At 53.4% G+C, this 18833-nt stretch carries 22 protein-coding genes; 10 read left to right on the plus strand and 12 right to left on the minus strand.

Annotation, left to right across the window (positions count from 1 at the left end; translation table 11 throughout):
• Positions 1-100: 100 nt before the first annotated feature.
• Positions 101-721: an HAD-IA family hydrolase gene (locus WEB54_RS11905; RefSeq protein WP_368055872.1), complete on the minus strand. Its 621-nt coding sequence runs from the start codon at positions 719-721 to the stop codon at positions 101-103.
• 170 nt (positions 722-891) lie between these two features.
• On the opposite strand from WEB54_RS11905, the gene WEB54_RS11910 reads away from it, so the two are divergent.
• Positions 892-1848, plus strand: a complete 957-nt coding sequence (locus tag WEB54_RS11910) for an IS30 family transposase (RefSeq protein WP_368055873.1) — start codon at positions 892-894, stop codon at positions 1846-1848.
• Between the two features lie 46 nt (positions 1849-1894).
• Here the strand turns inward: WEB54_RS11910 and WEB54_RS11915 are convergent, their stop codons facing one another.
• The 5 genes from WEB54_RS11915 to WEB54_RS11935 all read right to left on the minus strand — a co-directional run bounded on the left by WEB54_RS11915 (position 1895) and on the right by WEB54_RS11935 (position 4916).
• Positions 1895-2875 carry a TIR domain-containing protein gene (locus WEB54_RS11915; RefSeq protein ID WP_368055874.1) on the minus strand — a complete coding sequence of 327 codons (981 nt, stop codon included), beginning with the start codon at positions 2873-2875 and terminating at the stop codon, positions 1895-1897.
• A complete protein-coding gene (locus WEB54_RS11920; protein ID WP_368055875.1) occupies positions 2839-3405 on the minus strand; it encodes an HNH endonuclease in 567 nt (188 codons plus the stop codon). Before WEB54_RS11920 ends, WEB54_RS11915 begins: the two co-directional genes overlap by 37 nt.
• A 128-nt stretch (positions 3406-3533) precedes the next feature.
• Complete coding sequence (locus WEB54_RS11925; RefSeq protein ID WP_368055877.1) at positions 3534-3863, minus strand: hypothetical protein; 330 nt, start codon at positions 3861-3863, stop codon at positions 3534-3536.
• 61 nt (positions 3864-3924) lie between these two features.
• Positions 3925-4356 (minus strand): GNAT family N-acetyltransferase, encoded by a 432-nt coding sequence (locus tag WEB54_RS11930; protein ID WP_368055878.1) that lies wholly within the window; start codon positions 4354-4356, stop codon positions 3925-3927.
• Between the two features lie 71 nt (positions 4357-4427).
• Positions 4428-4916, minus strand: coding sequence for a hypothetical protein (locus tag WEB54_RS11935; protein WP_368055880.1), 489 nt, complete (start codon positions 4914-4916; stop codon positions 4428-4430).
• A gap of 189 nt (positions 4917-5105) precedes the next feature.
• Between WEB54_RS11935 and WEB54_RS11940 the strand changes: the two genes are divergently transcribed.
• The gene (locus tag WEB54_RS11940; protein WP_368055903.1) at positions 5106-5543 is read left to right on the plus strand and encodes a tyrosine-type recombinase/integrase; all 438 of its coding nucleotides are present in this window, start codon (positions 5106-5108) and stop codon (positions 5541-5543) included.
• 242 nt (positions 5544-5785) lie between these two features.
• Here WEB54_RS11940 and WEB54_RS11945 read toward each other — a convergent pair whose 3' ends face one another.
• Positions 5786-6745 (minus strand): carbohydrate kinase, encoded by a 960-nt coding sequence (locus WEB54_RS11945; protein WP_368055881.1) that lies wholly within the window; start codon positions 6743-6745, stop codon positions 5786-5788.
• A 292-nt stretch (positions 6746-7037) separates the two neighbouring features.
• Here WEB54_RS11945 and WEB54_RS11950 point away from each other — a divergent pair, with 292 nt between their 5' ends.
• On the plus strand, positions 7038-7688 hold the full coding sequence (locus WEB54_RS11950; RefSeq protein WP_368055883.1) for a hemolysin III family protein: 651 nt from the start codon (positions 7038-7040) through the stop codon (positions 7686-7688).
• A gap of 244 nt (positions 7689-7932) precedes the next feature.
• On the opposite strand, the gene WEB54_RS11955 is transcribed toward WEB54_RS11950, so the two are convergent.
• The 4 genes from WEB54_RS11955 to WEB54_RS11970 all read right to left on the minus strand — a co-directional run bounded on the left by WEB54_RS11955 (position 7933) and on the right by WEB54_RS11970 (position 11292).
• On the minus strand, positions 7933-8127 hold the full coding sequence (locus tag WEB54_RS11955; protein WP_368055884.1) for a (2Fe-2S)-binding protein: 195 nt from the start codon (positions 8125-8127) through the stop codon (positions 7933-7935).
• Positions 8128-8345: 218 nt separating this feature from the next.
• A complete protein-coding gene (locus WEB54_RS11960) occupies positions 8346-9872 on the minus strand; it encodes a tripartite tricarboxylate transporter permease (RefSeq protein WP_368055886.1) in 1527 nt (508 codons plus the stop codon).
• Positions 9872-10318 (minus strand): tripartite tricarboxylate transporter TctB family protein, encoded by a 447-nt coding sequence (locus tag WEB54_RS11965; protein ID WP_368055887.1) that lies wholly within the window; start codon positions 10316-10318, stop codon positions 9872-9874. The genes WEB54_RS11960 and WEB54_RS11965 overlap by 1 nt, the downstream gene beginning before the upstream one ends.
• Complete coding sequence (locus WEB54_RS11970) at positions 10315-11292, minus strand: Bug family tripartite tricarboxylate transporter substrate binding protein (RefSeq protein WP_368055889.1); 978 nt, start codon at positions 11290-11292, stop codon at positions 10315-10317. Before WEB54_RS11970 ends, WEB54_RS11965 begins: the two co-directional genes overlap by 4 nt.
• 300 nt (positions 11293-11592) lie before the next feature.
• On the opposite strand from WEB54_RS11970, the gene WEB54_RS11975 reads away from it, so the two are divergent.
• The 7 genes from WEB54_RS11975 to WEB54_RS12005 all read left to right on the plus strand — a co-directional run bounded on the left by WEB54_RS11975 (position 11593) and on the right by WEB54_RS12005 (position 17815).
• Positions 11593-13218, plus strand: coding sequence for an ATP-binding protein (locus tag WEB54_RS11975; protein ID WP_368055891.1), 1626 nt, complete (start codon positions 11593-11595; stop codon positions 13216-13218).
• Complete coding sequence (locus WEB54_RS11980; RefSeq protein ID WP_368055892.1) at positions 13215-13901, plus strand: response regulator; 687 nt, start codon at positions 13215-13217, stop codon at positions 13899-13901. The genes WEB54_RS11975 and WEB54_RS11980 overlap by 4 nt, the downstream gene beginning before the upstream one ends.
• Before the next feature lie 69 nt (positions 13902-13970).
• Positions 13971-14297 (plus strand): DUF3301 domain-containing protein, encoded by a 327-nt coding sequence (locus WEB54_RS11985; protein ID WP_368055893.1) that lies wholly within the window; start codon positions 13971-13973, stop codon positions 14295-14297.
• Between the two features lie 142 nt (positions 14298-14439).
• On the plus strand, positions 14440-14772 hold the full coding sequence (locus tag WEB54_RS11990) for an HU family DNA-binding protein (protein ID WP_368055895.1): 333 nt from the start codon (positions 14440-14442) through the stop codon (positions 14770-14772).
• Between the two features lie 181 nt (positions 14773-14953).
• The gene (locus tag WEB54_RS11995) at positions 14954-15499 is read left to right on the plus strand and encodes a hypothetical protein (RefSeq protein ID WP_368055897.1); all 546 of its coding nucleotides are present in this window, start codon (positions 14954-14956) and stop codon (positions 15497-15499) included.
• A 289-nt stretch (positions 15500-15788) separates the two neighbouring features.
• Positions 15789-16241 carry a MarR family transcriptional regulator gene (locus WEB54_RS12000; protein ID WP_368055898.1) on the plus strand — a complete coding sequence of 151 codons (453 nt, stop codon included), beginning with the start codon at positions 15789-15791 and terminating at the stop codon, positions 16239-16241.
• 113 nt (positions 16242-16354) lie between these two features.
• Complete coding sequence (locus WEB54_RS12005) at positions 16355-17815, plus strand: DHA2 family efflux MFS transporter permease subunit (protein ID WP_368055899.1); 1461 nt, start codon at positions 16355-16357, stop codon at positions 17813-17815.
• Positions 17816-17899: 84 nt separating this feature from the next.
• On the opposite strand, the gene WEB54_RS12010 is transcribed toward WEB54_RS12005, so the two are convergent.
• Positions 17900-18833, minus strand: a 934-nt coding sequence (locus WEB54_RS12010) for an AbrB family transcriptional regulator (protein WP_368055901.1), incomplete at its 5' end; no start/stop codon positions are given.

Raw genomic sequence — 18833 nt, forward strand, 5'->3', positions numbered from 1 at the left:
ATACAAATTAGCGCTACTTTAACTGGAGCCCATATTTTCATTTGTAGCTCTAACGATATGGAGCAGTGGCCGTGTCTTAGCGGTCCGCTGCTTACAATGGTTAGATCACGCCGATTTCAACCAGCGCATGTTTCACATCTGTGTGATTCTTTACACAAACAGCACGCATACCCGACTCTCTTGCTCCACTTACATTTTCCTCCATATCATCGAAAAACAGCATTGCACCAAGACTGATGCCAGTGGCATTAGAAATTGCTTCAAAAGATCGTCTTTCAGGCTTCCTAAATCCAAGATCAGATGAAACAAATATTTTGTCAAAAGAATTTACAACCCTAGGGTACTTATTATACCAGTAGCTTTGGTGAGCGCGGTTTGAATTAGTAAATGCAAAACAGGGCAACTCTCTCCTAACTTTACTTATGTAATTCAGAGTTTCCTCAATCTCATCAACAAATATAGCATTCCACCCTAAAGCTATATCCGAATCTGTTGCTTCTAATTCGAGCACACCCCTAAGGTGATCAAAATACTGAGAAGCTTCGATTTCGCCACGCTCATGTTTCTCGTACGCTTCGTCCATTTTGAATCGACTTTGCAACTCTTCAACTGGCAGTAAAGTCCATTTCTTCCATGTCTGAAATGCGAGATTAAAATCAATATTGAGCAGCACACCGCCCAAGTCAAATAGCAATCCCTCTACCTTTTGTGATCTTGACATAGTTTCCGTTTCCCTGTGTTCTAACGCCAAAATTTGGGGCGCTGAAAGCGTCCCTCAACATTTACTTGTTAGAGTCGCCGAATTCATATACTAAGTGCGACAGTTTCGACAAATAAGCGGGTGAGCTGCCAAAATGGCCGTTTTTCTTTCCGACCAAAGAGAGATAAACGATGACCACTTATAGGCAGCTCACCCTAGAAGACAGGGTACTGATATCGCACCTTCGTTGGCAAGGCCTAAGTTACGCCGAGGTTGCCAGTCAAATGGGCCGACATCGAAGTACCATATATCGGGAGTTCGAACGCAATAGCTGCTATAGCACAGATGGTTCATATAGGCCCACGAAAGCCGACAGCCGTACCCGAGGGCGACGGAGTCGATCACGGCGTAATCGACACTATGATGAGCACGATTTCAAGCTTGTCCGATACTATCTGCGGCAAAAATGGAGCCCAGAACAGATTACGGGGTTTTTGAAGGCAAACGGATTAAAGCCAATATCCCACGAAACTATTTACCAGTACATCTGGCGAGACAAGGCCAATGGTGGCTCGCTATGGACTCATCTTCGCCAGTCACTCAAACAACGTAGAAAACGCTATAAAGCCTACGACAGCAGGGGTCGACTAGCCAACAAGCGGCGTATCTCGGAACGTCCCCACAGTGTCGAAACCCGAAAGCACAAGGGGCACTGGGAAATCGACACCATCATGGGACGCGACTCGAAAGATTGCATCGTAACAATCAATGAACGAAAAACCGGGTTCGCTATGATTGGAAAGCTTCGAGATCGAAGCACCAAGTCGTTGAACAAGAAAACAAAGCGATTGATCGGAAGGGATCCTTTATCTTTCAAAACCATTACTGCTGACAACGGTACTGAGTTCCACCAGTACAAAGAGATTGAACGAAGTGCAAACGTCCGATTCTACTTTGCGAACCCGTTTCATTCCTGGGAGAGGGGAAGCAACGAAAATCTCAACGGTCTTATCCGCCAATATCTACCTAAAGGCACCAGTATGGCAGAGCTGACACAGCAACAATGCGATATTATCGCTAACCGTTTAAACTCTCGAACCAGAAAACGCTTCAACTTTAAAACCCCTGAGGAGATGTACTATGGTTGATAATTATTGTCGCGGTTCAAGCTTGATACTAAGCATTGATAGCCTCTTATGGAATGCTGGGTATTGCATAGCCGCAAGCCTTAAGCTCTTTTGATACTTCATTTTTCCACGCACCAAATGGGTCTAGCGGGACATACACAACACCACTTATATCATTGGGGGTTTCAATTTCCCCTTTTACTAGGGAGCAAACGTTTTCTCTGCCTAGCTTTGCCATAAGATAGCCGTGCTCAAACACGACATTCTGCCGCGCTCTGTTTTTCGGGGGAACTTTTGATTCATGCGCTCCGCGGCCATGATCACAGGCTGTGTAGAGAACTATTGCGAAGTCCGCATCATTTGAGTAATGCTCAATTTTTTCAATTATCGTCATTCCCGAACTTGCTTGTTCATGAAGGATGATTGCTTCCACCCCCAATTTTTCTATAAAACGGCTGACTTCTTGCTTCGCTTCATTATCGCGACCATGAACAATAAAGACCTTACGCTTGTTCCTGGCAGAAACTGGAGCTGCAACTGGAGAAGAGGGTTTGGGAGTCTGAATAGATTTTTGCGATTGTTCTGGACGGAAATTCTCACCAAACTCTAATGCGTCTAGCGCTGGGGTGAACTGCTCAGAAAGATATGTCCGCCTCTCTGCATAAGTGCCGAACATGGGCTTTATAAACCCCCAAAAAGAGTCTAGATTACGGTGCTGGCGGAGCCATTGGGGTAACATCGGAGCGACATCTTCGTTACTTAACAGCTCTCTTCTTAGTATTTCAAACTCACGATCATCTGCAGAAAGGCCAGTCGCCCGGGCTGTAAGTAAATTAGCCAGATAGCTCACCTTGTCAAAATCGCTTTCCAGGAACTCAACACTCAAACCATTTTTCCTTACTTTGATAATCTCTTCTGGTGGAGCTCGGAAGCCTAACGCCGCGAAGCACGCGCGGTTGCGGAATGGAGGCGAAGCCGCAATGCAGTAACCGTCGCCGTGCCTTGCATTGGTTAGCCATAATGCTGTTTGCGGTGACAATTTGGACAAAGTGCTATCGCATTTTTTATTGTATCTTCGCCACCTTTAGAAAGTTGTTTTATATGATGTACTTCTAAATAAGGACTTCCATCTTTCTTTTTGTTAAACGGCGCTGCTGCCCTACATCCTTCACACCTACCTTTTGCTCGATCAAGAACTTCGGCCACAACATCAGGATTTCTTATGAAATTAACAGTAACAGAGTAATGCTTGCTTGGCTTCTTAGGAGCTTTTTCTATCCGTTTTTTCCGTTCTTCCGAAGAATCTGACTGTGACTTTTTAACCTGCTTATCAAAGTCGCTACTTAGGGTTGTCAACTTGGCATTGATAACCGAATACTCGAGTTTAGTCAACTCAAGTCTAGCCTCATACGTATGCAATTGGCCTACGGGCTCATTTACAGCCATTGCCCATATTGCTTTAGCTGGGTATGACCTGCCTGAAGAACTAATAACGAACCAGTTTCTTGCTGGCATATAGCCTTCTGGTCGAAGACCTGCATCAAAATCGACAAACGCCTTCTCTACTATCTTTTTCATGAGACTCTCTGAATGGCTAACGCTAAAATTCAGCGGCGGCCTTTGCGCAGCGAAGCCGAGAAAAGGCCGTCCGGTGGAGGCCCGTCAGGGCCGGAACGAACTGGAATGATTGGTTATGTGATTTTGCGTCAAAGCAACAAATCACCGTACCCCCAAATTACCGTGCCTACCACCGTGAAAACGACAGCAAATATAGAAACTATGGTGTATAGCGGCTTTAAACTTACAGCATCATCATCGGTAAGTACCACGGTTTGACTCCCAGGGAAAAGTGACGTGAAAAGAGAAGCCAAAATCGCATCAGCTAATACCGAGAAGACCACAAGAATTGAGCCACTTCGCTGGAACCAAACACCTGGAGAATCACCTTCCGGCTGCCAGTCTAAAATCAGTGCTAACGAAGTAGGAATTACTCCAAGCACCAGCAGAAGGGCAGCGATCGCTATCAGTTTTCCCATGCGTCAGACCCCGAATCCCACATAACGCCGCATTCAGCGGTTTGTCCGCTGCAATGCTTTGTTATGATAAAACTTGACGCGACATAGAAAGAAAGTTCTCATCGCTATCCGAAACCTGATAACCCAGCGATTTGTAAAATTTTATAGCAGGCTCGTTGCATGCAAAGCTTGATAGCGTAACACGGCTTCTACCTTGTTCCTGAGCTAATTGGTGGACATGATTCATGATCATTTCACCAAACTTCTGATTCTGAAACTCTGGAAAGACGACAAGCAGGTGTATATGGATTGCGTTGTCATAAGGCTTGAAGCAAAGCATGCCAATGCGCTTGTGGTCAACATATACCCAGTTAAACCAATTAATCTCATATTCACTGCTCAAACGTTCTCGCTGAAACTGATCACACCAACCAAAGACGGCATCAACATGCGAGCACAGCCCCTGTTTCACAACAGAAAACAAAGCGTCGAACTCATCATATTTTACTTGCACTAGGTTGATTTCCCTGCTCCTCATAACGTTTACAGCATGCGCGAGTTTACGAGTCGCTGTGCCTGTACTTGTTAACTGTTGATTCCAAGTATCTTGGAAATAGCTTTTTGCTTAGCATCTTCATCATCCATTCCTTCCATTACATATTCACTCGCAAGCGTTTCGATACGCTGAGATACAATTTCTTTAGCTTCATCCTCTGTGCATGAGTTCTCACTCATAGTTTTATTAAGCAATTGAAGGCTTTTTTCTGCCATAATTTTTGTAAGCTCTGCGAACTCATTTGTGTTGTTCGGATCAAACGTCTTTTCTCCAAGCTCCTTAATTTTCGCTTGCTTTCGACGTTCGATTTCCTGCTCAACCTCTTGCGCTTTGCTGCTATGTTCTTCGGACTTTTGAAAGTTCCCGGCTTTAGCTTGTGCCGAAGCAGCATAAAGTAACTTCCCATGCATTCGCTCAAGCTTGTCATTAGACCAACTTGTGACTGGGCGATTGTTATCAATACCACCGAAAAACATGATGATCACAACGACAACAACGATTCCGATAATAATTTCCATATGCTTCCCCTAGCAGTTAACAGCTTATTCATCTTCTATCCCGCCCCTTATTCCGGCAGGTACTGCATAAAAGCTACCACACCCCTCCGCTAACACCCAGTGATAGTGGGCACGCGGACGATACCCGAACTAAGACCCCACCCCATATTAAAACCGACAAAACCGTCGCATACGACGTTGATGTCCCGTATGTTCAGGGATTTTCTAAAACAGGAAGTTGGCGATTTGGACTTCAAGCAAGCTAAAAAACACAGAAAGCTACCTACCGTGTTATCGCCGGACGAGGCAAAACGGGTTATTTCACAGTTAACCGGGCTGCATCGACTGATTGTTCAACTGATGTATGGCAGCGGGCTCAGAATCATGGAGGCTGTTCGGCTTAGAGTAAAAGATGTCGACTTTGAAAACGGAGGCCTTTGGATTCAAGAAGCCAAAGGTGGGAAAGCAAGGCGGTCTCTATTGCCAAATCGCACTATCCCTATGCTTAAGGAGCAGGTCGAGCACGTTTTCAATCTGCACGCGTCTGATCTGGAAACTGGTCATGGCAGGAAATTCTGGGGCACTCTTCTCTTGAGACGACCCAGATATACACCCACGTTGTGGGCTTGCATGAGAGAGGTATGGTGAGCCCGGTGGATATCAATTAGATTCGCTACCGCCCGGCCGGTTACAGGGCACACCAAGGGGGAATAAATTGTTTGGTCAACATGGCATTTTGAGATTGGGTTGGCAAGTTTTTATGTTACAGCAGTGTCGTTTGCGCCCCCCTCTTCCCCAAGGCCCTTTGATGGGCTCGGGCGTACGAGTCTGTGGTTTGTTTTGCTTCGTGTCGCCCAGAGGCCTCCTACGGGGAGGAGTGGTGGGTGGGCTTATATCGGGGCTTCACCAAATGGCCAGGCATCTTGTACGTCTGCCCACTCTGGCAATGCAGGCAACGCACCCGGGCGGCTAACCGCCACGGCCCCACAAGCGGCCGCAAAGCTCGTCGCCGCTTCCCAGTCACTCTCACCGAACGCTTCCAAATCGCGACCATTCAACGCCAGTAGCAAACCACCGGTAAAGGCATCACCACCCGCGGTAGTATCCACCGCTTTAACCTTAGGCGGGCTAACTCGGTATTGGCCTTTTGGGGTAAGAATCGCAATGGCTTCGGCGCCGTCGGTAATAAACACCGCCCGGGCTGTGTTCAGCCAGTTGCTTACTGCAAAGCCATTGGCCTCTATCCAGTCTGCCTCTTCGCGGGAAACCTTGATGATGTCGGCCATGCGCAGGAAGCGTTGGATCATGGCGGGGTCTACCTGGCGGTTGGGCCAGAGGTTGTGGCGCAGGTTTACGTCGAAGCTGATCACGGCGTTTTGGGCACGGGCTTTGGTTATGGCGGCCTGGGTGGTTTCGGCGATGTACTCGTCGGTGAGTGTATTGGAGCAGAAGTGAAAGGTACCGGCGCCTTCGAAGGCTTCGCTGGGCAGGTCGGATGGGGTCATCACTACGTCGGCGGAGTTGTGGCGCAGGAATTCAAAGCTACGTTCGCCGCTCTCATCCAGGAACACATAGGCCAGGGGGGTATGCGCGGTTGGGTGTACGCCCAGGTAACTCATGTCTACGTTTAGCTGTTTCATGGCATTAGTCAGGAACTGGCCGAAGCGGTCGTCGCCTACCTGGCCGATAAAACGAGCGGCGGCACCCAGACGGCCGACGGCGGCGGCTACGTTGGCCGGGGCACCACCGGGGTATTGGCGGAACTCGGGCAGTGAAAAACCACCCTCTTCGGCGGTGTTGAAGTTCAGAAAGTCGATCAGCAGTTCGCCAAAACAAAGGATGGGCTTCATATAAACAGGGTCTCGGGCGTTGGGCTCCCATAACATCGCACCGGGAGCAAATTGTGTTGTTTTATTACATTTTGGGTATTGTTGCAGCCCCGGCCACTTTTATAAACCCTTTTCCCTACCCGGGGCGGTGCTTATTTTATGATGCTGGGAAACAGGTCCCGTATTCACATGGTTATTGTTGCCTGGCAGGCTTTAATGCTGGCTTTGTCATTGCACCTTCACGGTTCTGCCTCAACATTGCTTCATATCGCACTATACTGACTTCACTGCATTATTTAACGGGACGTATCACGTGACATCAGCTTTGGAATTACCCCGCTATTCGAAACTTGAAGAATGGGCGAACAGCCTGACCCACGGCCTGGGAGCCGTTTTATCGGTCGTTGGGCTGGTGGTTATGGTGGTGCTGGCATCTCTGGAAGGGGATGCCTGGAAGATCGTCAGTTCGGCCATTTTTGGCGCGACGCTGATCATGCTCTATAGCGCCTCAACCCTCTATCACGCCATTCAGAGCCCGCGCATTCGCGGCATTATGCAGCGGCTGGATCACATCGCCATTCTGTATCTGATCGCCGGTACCTACACGCCCTTTACCCTGGTCACTCTGCGCGGGCCCTGGGGTTGGTCGCTGTTTGGCGTTGTTTGGGGGTTAACGCTGTTCGGTACGGTGGTGCATCTGACTCAGTTGCGACGTTTTCATGGCCTGATGGTGGCGCTGTATCTGATTATGGGCTGGTCGGTAGTGGTGGCGATGAAGCCCCTGATCGATTCTTTGGCAACAGCGGGGCTGTGGCTAATGGTGGCAGGCGGGCTGTCTTACACATTGGGAGTGGTGTTCTACATTCGCAAGAGTTTGCCGTTCAACCATGCCATCTGGCATCTGTTTGTGCTGGCGGGCAGTGTGCTGCATTTCTTCTCGGTGGTGTATTTCGTAATTTTGTAACGTAAGTTCGGAGTTCGGTCGAAAGACTAGCGGCGGGTGCCGGATATGCCCCTGTGGGGTAGTCCGCAGCATGGATGCTGCGGCCTAGGCTACATGGATGTATTTACGCCGACCCCACAGGGGCATATCCGGCGCCTGCCGCGGGCCAATGCCACACAGGCGCGCCGAACTCCGAAACTTGCACTTCAGTGTCTGCGGACTTGGTTAGGGGAAGTTCTTTAGAAAAGGAAAGAACGCAGCCTGATCAGGCTGCGCTGAATTCTACATTGGCAACGGCGTCGGTTTCGTATTGACGCAACAGGGATTTGCACAACTGGCCGCAGGCACCGCAATCGGTCGCTACACCCAGTTCGCGACGCACGTCGCTGTAATCAGCGCCCTGAATCGCTTGCTGTTCGATGTCTCTGTCGGTAATGCCTTTGCATAAGCATACGTACATATCAGTTTGCTCTGTGCCTGTTGTGGATCGTTAACAGAATACTAATGCGAAGGATTATCATTGGCAAGAGAAAAGTTCTGTCAGGCGGTAATATTTTGTATCGCCTTAAATGACGGGTTTTTGGCGCTCCCATCTCCGCTTGAAAACAGCCATAAAAAAAGGGCCGCGGATTGCTCCAACGACCCCAAAAGCACTGACAACAGCACGTCTGAATTGAGTTAGTCGCTTACCGCGTCTTCCCGGATGGAGGCACGCATGCGGGCGCGCAGTATTGGGCCTACCAAATAGGGCAGCAGCAGGCCCAGCCCAGCGACCAGCCAAAGCCCCAGCGCCAGCGGCGTACCCCAGAGAATGCCCCAGTCGCCATCAGAGATGATCATGGCGTGGCCGAGGTTTTTCTCCATCTCCGGGCCGAGCAACATGCCGAGAATAATCGGCACCAGCGGCATCTCGAGTTTGCGCAGGATGTACCCCGCTACCCCGAAGGCGACCATAAAGTACAGGTCGAAGGTGCTGTGGCTGATCGAGTAGATACCCACGAAAGCAATCATCGTCACCATCGGCAGCAGGTACATCGGTGGTACCGAGAGCACCTTCACGAACACACCAATCATCGGAATGTTCAGCACCAGCAGCAGCAGGTTGCCAATCAGCAGCGCGGCGATCACGCCCCAAACGATGTCGGCATTCTGGGTAAACATCAACGGGCCGGGGGTGATGTTCAGCGAAATCAGCATCGCCAACAGCACCGCTGTGGTACCGCTGCCGGGTACGCCCAGCGTCAGCATGGGCACCAGGGCACCGGAGGAGGCGCCATTGTTGCCAGCTTCCGGCGCGGCTACGCCACGCATGTCGCCTTCGCCAAAGCGGCCTTTTTTACCGAGCACTTTCTTTTCCAGCGTATAGCTGATGAAGCTGCCCAGAGAGGCACCGGCGCCCGGCAGCACACCGGCAATAAACCCCAGAATGCCACCGCGAAAGGTGGTTGGCAGAATGCTGTAGATGTCTTTCATGCTCAGTTTCAGCTTGCCAACCTGAATCAGCGCCCTGCCCTTGCCTGCCTTCTCTTCAATGAACAACAGCAGTTCGGAGATGGCGAACAGGCCGACAATGGCAAGAATAAAGTCGATGCCTTCGTACAGCTCCAGCACACCGAAGGTGTAGCGTTGGGTACCGGTGGAAATGTCGATGCCGACGGTCGAGATCATGATGCCCAGCGTCGCGGCGACCACGGTTTTCATCGGGTTCTTGCCGGTAATACCGCCCAGGGTGGCGAAGGCCAGTACGAACAGGGCGAAGTATTCGGCCGGGCCGAAAGTCAGTGCAAACCGGGCCAGTACCGGGGCCAGCAGAATCAGGCCGATGGTGCCGATCAGTCCGCCAATGAAGGAAGCAATGGCGGAGACGGCCAGGGCTTCGGCGGCTTTGCCGTTTTTGGCCATGGGGTAGCCATCTAGGCAGGTCATCATCGCCGGTTCATCACCGGGAATATTAAGCAGGATGGACGAAATGCGCCCACCGTACATGGCACCAGCGTACACCGAGGTCAGCAGAATCATCGCGGATTCAGGCGGCAGACCCAGGGTGAACGCCAGCGGAATAAGAATGGCAACGCCGTTAGCAGGGCCAAGGCCCGGCAGCGCGCCGATCAGGGTGCCGAGGAAGGCACCGCACAGGGCCAACATCAGGTTGGTGGGTGTCAGCGCGACGGCAAAGCCTTCCATTAAATATTGCAGGGTTTCCATCAGTCAAACTCCAGCAAGCCACCGGGCAGGCTCAATTCGAGTAGGTTGTTGAACAACAGGAACACCGATACTGCGCTGATCACGCCAACCAGAAACGCGGCTCTCGGCTTAGCACCCATGCGCCAGCACAACGAACCAACGGCGAGCGTGGTGGCGATCACAAAACCCAAGGTTTCCAGCACGAAGGCGTACAGCACCAGAATCACCATGGCACCGACCAGTTCGCCAGCGGTGCGGCCTACGGGCCAGTGCGCATCGGGGTCTGGCTTGAACATCAGGTACAGGCTTGAACCGGCCAGAATAATGGCCAGAATAGTCGGGAAGGTCTCGGGGCCTACGGCCTCGTGGCCGCCAAACGGCGGCGGCCACTGCTGCGCGACCCAGCCGTAGGATACGGCCAGGACGAACAGGGCGAGACCCAGAAAGCGGTCTCCAAAGGATGTCATTGCAGCAAACCTATTTCGCGTGACAGGGTTTCAATGTCGGCCACTTGCTGGGTAACAAAGGCTTCGAACTCATCCGCAGGCGGGTGGAAGGGGATCAGGCCATTGCGCACCATCACTGCTTTCCATTCATCGCTGGCGTACAGTTCATCGATGGCGTTTACCCAATAAGCCTTGGCTTCGGGGTCCGCATCGATCGGCATAAAGAAACCGCGCCAGTTCGGGCCCAGTGCGTCGATACCCTGCTCACGAGCAGTCGGAATGTCGCTGAACTTGCCGGGCAGGCGGTCTTCAGCCAGTACCGCTAAAACGCGCAAATCGCCAGAATCGATAAAGCCAGTCGCTTCGGAAATGTCACCGGTAAAGGCATCCACATGGCCACCGATAACCTGGGTCATGGCTTCGCCGCCGTTGTTGTACGAAAGGTAAGGAATGTTCGGCAATGAACCGGCACCGGCTGCCTTGGCGGCAATCAGTACTTTCAGGTGGTCCCAGCCGCCGTTGGCGCTGCCACCGGCAAACTTAACGTTGCGCGGGTTTTCTTTAACGGCGTCCATCAGGTCGTTCAGGTTTTGGTAGTCGGAATCCTGACTGACGGCGATGATGCCGTAGTCGGCTCCGAGAGCACCCACCCATTTAACCATGCCAGCGTTCATGCCCGGGAATTGCTGTTGGGCAAGACGGGTGGTGGTGGCGGTTGAGGCTGCAACTAGCAGTTTGGAGTCGTCGTTACGCTTGCTGACGGTATGGGCGAAGGCTACGCCACCGCCAGCACCGGCCATGTTGGTGGTTTGAACCGAGCCAGACACCATGCCCAGTTCTTCCAGCACGTTACCCACGCTGCGGCAGGTAAAATCCCAACCGCCGCCCGGATCGGAAGGGGCGATGCACTCTACGCGGCCACTGGGTTCCCAGGCCATAGCGGAAACACTGAACGCCGCAGCGGCCAGCAAAGACAAGGTTTGCTTGAGTTTCATGATGATCTTCCTCTGCTTTTGTTGTTGTATATCTACTGTTGTGATTCCCCGAACACCTTGATTGTTGTTAGCGAACGGGTTCAGAGCAGAGGCTAGGCTTGTGACTGTTTGATGACTAGATTGTGGTCGTAATGCGTTTAAGGCACTTAAAGGGCTTTTTGTTCATAAAGATCACGCGAAATACAGCGGCGGCTCGGTTAGGCTATAGTCACTATAAAAATGACATCACCCATACTATAAAAATACACCGCGCTGGCTCACCGGTAGCGACAATGCAAAACCCAGGCAGAAGCCCATCACGTGTTTAAACGACTGAAACTCAAGACCCGAATGATTCTGGTGCTGGGTCTGGTCAGCGCCATTCAGACCGGCATTATTGGCGGCTTTGCCTGGTACTACCTCACCGCCTCGCTGGATGACCAGATCGGCCAGCGCGCCCTGAACGTGGCCAAAACCATTGCCGCCACACCGGATATCATTCGCGGTGTGCAAATGCGCGATGTCGAGACTCTAAACCAGCTCAGCCAGAAACTGGCCAACACCAACGATGCGCTTTTCATCGTCATTGGCGATCACAACAGCATTCGCCTGGCGCACCCGAACCCGGAACGGCTCGGTCATTCCATGGCGGACGATGAAGGTGACGATGGCTCGATCGCACTGATCGACGGCCAGGGTTACGTGAATAAAGCCCTGGGCAGCCTGGGTTTGTCGATGCGCGGCAAAGCACCGATTTACGACATGACCGGTGAAGACATTATCGGCATTGTTTCCGTTGGCTACGCGCTCGACCAGGTTCGCTCGACCATCGCCCGTTATAACCTGGTGCTGTATCTGGTGATGGCCGTTATGCTGGTCGGCAGTGTCGCCATTGCCATTGTGATTGCCGGGCGGTTCAAGCGCGCTATTTTTGGCCTGGAACCGGAGCAGATTGCCCGTCTGTTCGAAGAACAAAACGCTACATTGCAGTCGGTTCGCGAAGGTATTATCGCGATTAACCGGGAAGGTGTGATCACCACCATCAACCGCACGGCCGTCGACAGCCTGGGCCTCGATTCCGGAGCGCCACTGACCGGCAGACCCATTGCCGAGGTATTGCCGGAAAGCGGCTTAATGGCGGCGCTGGAACGGGGCGAACCGGAGTTTGACCAGGAAGTCTGGCTGAACGGCCGCCATATGATCGTCAACCGGTTGCCAGTCAAGCAGGACAGCGCCATCATTGGGGTGGTATCGAGCTTTCGGCTGCGCGATGAACTCGATCAGGTCAGTCGGCAGCTCACCCGCATTCAACAATACGCCGATACACTGCGCAGCCAGACCCACGAGTATTCCAACAAGCTACACACCATTGCCGGGCTGATTCAGATTGGCGCGAACGACGAAGCGCTAGCGCTGATCGGCAGTGAAGTGCACGACCACCAGACTCTGATTCACCTGCTGCTCGATGCCGTGCCAGACCCGGTGCTGGCCGGCTGCATTCTCGGCAAATACAACCGCGCCCGGGAAATGGGCCAGACCCTGGTAATCGATCCGGATAGCCACATGGCGGATGTGCCCGCCCAACTGCCAAAAGATCAATTGGTGTCGGTGCTCGGCAACCTGATCGACAACGCGCTCGAAGCCACCCGCCGCCAACAGGGTGAGGGTGGCCAGGTGCAACTGAGCATGACCGACCTGGGGCTGGACCTGATCTTTGAAGTGGAAGACCAGGGGCCGGGCATCAGCGCCGAGGAAGAAGCCCGGATGTTTGAGAAAGGCGTCACCAGCAAAAGCGGCAGCGGCCATGGCATTGGCTTGTATCTGGTGCGCCAGTTTGTTGAACGCTGGGGTGGTTCAATCACGGTTGAAAATCTGGCCGTCGGTGGCAGCCGGTTTACCCTGTATTTGCCCAAACAGCCCCTGAACCCGGTGGGAGCAACCCAATGAGAACGCTCAAAGTTCTGATCGCGGAAGACGACCGTCAGGTGGCTGAAATTCAGCGCCGGTTTATCGAGCGCATGCCCGCTATTGATCTGGTCGGCATTGCCCATACCCTGGCCGATGCCCGCGACCAGATCGACGTACTCAACCCGGACCTGGTGCTTCTAGACGTACACTTCCCCGATGGCAACGGCCTGGAACTGCTGCGCGAACTGCGCGCCAGCAACAGCCACACCGATATTATTCTGATCACCGCCGCGCGCGAGGTAAACACCGTACGCAGTGCGTTGCACGGCGGCGTTTTCGATTACATTCTGAAGCCGCTGGTGTATGAACGCCTGGAAGAGGCGCTGAATCATTTCCGCGCGCATCTGGATACGCTGGATAGCCTGCACAATGTCGCGCAGAAAGAAGTCGATTTATTGCTGCCCAGAGGCCACGCCGAGACCGCCGTCGATGAACCGGTGCGGTTGCCCAAAGGCATCGATGCACTGACGCTGGATAAGATCCGCCACGTCGTTGAAACCGGAGACTGGAGCGCCGATGCCGTCGGCCAGTGCATCGGGGCGTCGCGCACCACGGCTCGCCGCTACCTGGAATTCATGGTCAGCACCGGCGAACTCAGTGCCGAGGTCAACTACGGCACCGTCGGCCGGCCCGAACGTCGTTACCGGCACCTGAACGGATAAACGGCGACTGAGCAACACCCGCGACGATGCCGTATACTGGCTGGCACATCCTCATTTAAAGAGACCCCTGTGGACGGCAAATCCCTACTGATCCTGTTGTTCGTGATCATCGCCGGCGCCTGGATCTGGCACCACCTCGGTTTGCGCCAGATAGCCCTGCACCATGCGCGCCGGGCGGCCAAAAAAGAAGGCGTGCAAATGCTCGACGACAGCATTTACCTGCGCCGCATGCGCCTCGCCCGATCGCCGGATACCATCATCGCCTTTCAGCGCATGTATCAGTTCGAATTCAGTACCGTAGGAGACCGCCGGTTTCTCGGGTGGGTGATTTTACAGGGCCGGCGGCTGGAATCGGTGCACTGGCAACCGTACGTTGAAGACAAGGTTCTTCACTAGCCACCGACAAAAACAGCGATTTTCAGGATATTCAAGGCCCCCGCAATGCGCTAAAGTCTTGCATCAGCCAAGGGCTAGGGAGCCTCAGCTTCAACGACGTTTATCCATTCATCATCTTATTCATAACAATTAGGATGCCTCCATGGTTAAGAAAAACACTGCCATCAAAGAACGTTACACCAAAACTCAAATCGTCACAGAGATTGCCGAAAACACAGAACTGACCAAAAAAGACGTACAGGCCGTTCTGGACGAGCTGTCGGATCTGATGGAACGCCACCTGAAAAAACGTGCCTGCGGCGAATTCTTACTGCCCGGCCTGATGAAAATTCAGTCGGTCAAAAAGCCTGCTCGCAAAGCGCGCCCCGGGGTAAACCCTTTCACCGGTGAAGAGATCATGATCGCTGCCAAGCCAGCCAGCACCGCCGTTAAAGTGCGCCCGCTGAAAAAACTGAAAGACATGACCACTGCCTGAGCCGATTTCTGCGCCAAAGTTTTGACACAACGCCCGGTTAACCGGGCGTTTTTGTATCTGTTCCGCCGGCTTTAACAGGTTGTCATTGCATCAAATTTCAGTTCGGTGCATGGTCACAGAGGTTAGACAGAATGTCGGTTTTTTGCCTGGCAACAAAAAAAACAACAGATGGATCACGCCTATGAATCTCTGGTGGTTAATCACGTCTAGCGTTCATTGCAGTTACGATGAACTGAAACGTCGTCATTGCGTTGCGCTCGGCTGGGCCGAGATCGGTTCACTGCAAAAATACCTGAAAGACAAGCCCGGCTGGGAACGCCAGTTTAAAACCCTGGTTCAGGTTCGCGGCAACCTTGCCTACGCGCGCGACAAACGCTGGACCGAAACCGCCAGCTCGCTCAGCGGTGTTCCGTCGCTGTTGTGGTCGCTGTTGCAAATACGGGCCGGTGATTTTGTGGTGGTGATGGAGTCGGGCAATCAGTTAACGCTGGGCCGACTGGAAGTACGTGGTATTACCCGGATCACTGAGGATGGCATGGGCAGCTACAGCTTCGAGGAAGGTGTGCACCATGCCCACCAGATCAGCAAAGGCCTGAACTGGATTGACTGGGACCGGGCGCACTTCGGCGAATTACCGATGCCCACCCAGTCGTTCTTCTCCCTGCTGCAAGATAACGATCAGCTCGAGACCATACAACTCGCCTGGGAACAACAGCAAAAAAAATAAACGCTGCCCCACCAACCGTCGTGGTGTAAGCGAGCAGGGTACGGCTATGTTCGGTGATGGCCGTCGCACTGCTCTGCTGAAGGCACGTCCATATCGACGGAGATCTCCGAAGAATTAAAATCCAGCAAGGCGATTTTAGCGGCGGCAGGCACGATGCGACGCTTAAGCCCAGTGCTGCGGTCTGGAACAATTGCAATACAGAGGGCATTAACGCTTTGTTTCAATAGATAGGTGGCTATCTATCTAAAGAGAGGTATCATTATCCCTTCATTGTCTGGCACTGCTGCTGATGACCGACCTGAAACATAACCGCGAACGACTGGGCAATCGCCTCGGACAAGTTGCCCGGCTGTGGCGGGCCGAGGTAGACCGGCGCCTGTCGCCACACAGCCTGACTGAGTCGCGCTGGCGCCTGCTGCTGACGTTGCACAAAGCCGAACAGCCAATGCACCAGAAAGAACTGGCTGAACTGCTTGGCGTTCAGGGACCAACACTGGTGCGCACCCTCGATTGGCTGGAGAACGAACAACTGGTCGAGCGACGCTCGATCAACGGCGACAAACGCTGCAAGACGATTCACCTGACACCGCGCGCCGAGCCTTCGCTGGAGCGCATCAAAGCGGTAGTGGAAAGCGTGCGGGAAGACATATTTGAGGGCATCAACCCGGCCGACATCGACACCTGCCTGTCGGTGATTGACCAAATGGCTGACAAACTGAATACCGTCAGCAGCACGCCCTGAACCACCCGAACAGCCAGGAGTCTGTCGGACTTAGGGGGATCGAAGCTTCCGCAGCCAATTCATCCTAAGTCCGACAGACGCCTAGTGGTAACAATTAACCGAATGGACACCCGATGACCGCACACACAACCCAGACATCCAGCGACAGCATACCCGCCTACAACCGGACGCTGATCGTCGTCATTCTGATAGCCGGCGCCTTCGTGTCTGTGCTTAACCAGACGCTGATGTTGGTGGCAATTCCGCCGATCATGCAAGACTTTAATGCCAACGCTAGCCTGGCACAGTGGGTTACTACTGCGTTCATGCTCGCCAGTGGTCTGCTTATTCCGATCACCGCTGCGCTGATGGACAAGTACTCAAGCCGCACCCTGTTCATCGCCGCCCTGGTGCTGTTTACCCTGGGCACCCTGCTCGGTGCGGTCGCCCAAACCTTCACCGTGTTGCTGATCGCACGCATCATTCAGGGCGCTTCCGCTGGCATCATCATGCCGATGATTCAAACGCTGATGATGATCATGTTTCCGATTGAAAAACGCGGCGCGGCGATGGGACTGGTTGGTCTGGTCGTGGCGTTTGCCCCGGCCATCGGACCCGCGTTGTCGGGTTGGGTTGTCGATCAGTTTTCCTGGCGTTACCTGTTTGTACTGCTGCTGCCCATTGCCTTGCTGGTGATTCTGGCGGCCTTGTTGTTTATGAAAAACGTGACCCGCCAGCGTGCCAGCCGCATCGATTCATTATCCGTTGTGCTCTCGAGTTTTGGCTGGGGCGGTTTGTTGTTCGGGTTCAGCATGGCCGGATCGGCCGGCTGGGGCAGCGCCACTGTGTTGCTCAGCCTGCTGGTAGGCGCCATGTCGCTAGTGGCTTTTATTCACCGGCAACGGGGCCTTGAGCAACCGCTGCTCGACTTCAAGGTGTTTCATTCTCACACCTTTACCGTCACTACCTTTTTATCGGTGCTGGTGTTCACCTTGCTCATCGGTACCCAGACGATGATTCCGCTTTACGTGCAAAGTGTGCGTGGCATGAGCGCGCTGGATGCGGGCCTGATTTTACTGCCAGGCGCGGTGATGATGGGCATAGTGTCACCGTTGGCGGGCCGTCTGTTTGATCGCTTCGGCATTCAGGTACTGGCCATCTGTGGCTTTGTACTGCTCTGCATCGGCATGTTTATTCTGGCGACCATGCCCGACGCCGTACACCCGGCCTGGATTGTCGCCGCTTCGGTCTCGCAAATGCTTGGCGCTACCTTGTTGATGATGCCGCTGATTACCGCCGGCATTAATTCACTGCCAGTACCGCTGATTGCTCACGCCGCAGCGATGAACAATACGTTGCGCATGGTCGGTGCCTCCATTGGTACCGCCCTGCTGATCACCGTGCTCAGTGGTCGCGCCGCCTTGTTTAAAAACCCGGATTCGCCCGCCGCCATTGCCGCCGGTATTCATCTGGCGTTCTGGTTTGCGTTTGGCCTCGGGTTGTTGGGTCTGGCCACTACCTTCTGGTTGCGTCACCACGTGCTGCGTGAACGCCGTCGGTCGCCAAGTGCGGTCAATGAAGCCACTGGTGTGTAACGTTAAACTCTGATTGCTCGGGGTCGGCAATTGCAGAGCCCAGTGACTCACTCTTCATTAATTCTTTACACTGCGGGCACCGATTTACCGACCTTGAACCCTGACTTTTTCAGCCACCCAGGGTAAAGCGATGGCAATGATCAAGAACCGAACCACATGGTGAACCACTACAAAGGCAGGGTCGGCATTCAGCGTCGCGGCGATTAACACCATTTCGGGCAAACCGCCGGGTGCGAAGGCGAGAAAAATGGCCGCCGCCGGTATGTCGGTGACCAGTGTCAGCAAGGCTGTCATCAGTGCGACGAGCATCACCGTAAGTGACAAGGCGACCAGGCTGTGGCCGGAAAGAATAAAGGCTGTGCGCCAGCGAATTTTTGCAAACTTGGTACCCAGAAAGGTGCCGAGAACAAACTGCACCGGCACCAGGGCCTGGCCGGGTATGCTCAGGTCGGTCAGGCCACTGACCTGCAACAGGGCCACACCGCTCAACGGCCCGAGCATTAACGGCTGGGGCCAGTTCAACCGCCGGGCCAGGTACAGGCCAAGGCTAATCGCGATTAGAACCCAGAGTATTGCTGTCCAGCCTGGCATCGCCCAGGCTTCTTCGGGCACGCCGCGAATGCGACTGATATCCAGGCCGGTCCAGTCACCAAGACCAACCAATATCAGTGGTACGAAGTAGATGACTGCCAATACCCGGGAGATCTGCGGAATGAGGACCTGTTTTTCATCAGCGCCACTGCCCGCGCTCATGATCAGCACCAGCGACTGGGCACCCGGTACCGATGCAAACAGCGCCGTTGTTTTATCGAAGCCGGCAAAACGCTGAAAATACCAGAGGTTGACCGCCGTAGTCGCGACGACCAGCACTACCATTCCGATCAGCGATAGTGGCCAGTGCCAGACGGTAAAAAGCAAAGCCGGGTCCAGCGCCGCACCGGCATAAATACCGAGAATCAGCAACATGGCGGTAAACAATCGCATGGGAATATGAGGGGTAAACCCGAACAGGCTGCCG

The organism is Saccharospirillum sp. (genome assembly GCF_040881935.1).
In the GTDB taxonomy this organism is placed as follows: Bacteria; Pseudomonadota; Gammaproteobacteria; order Pseudomonadales; family Natronospirillaceae; genus Saccharospirillum.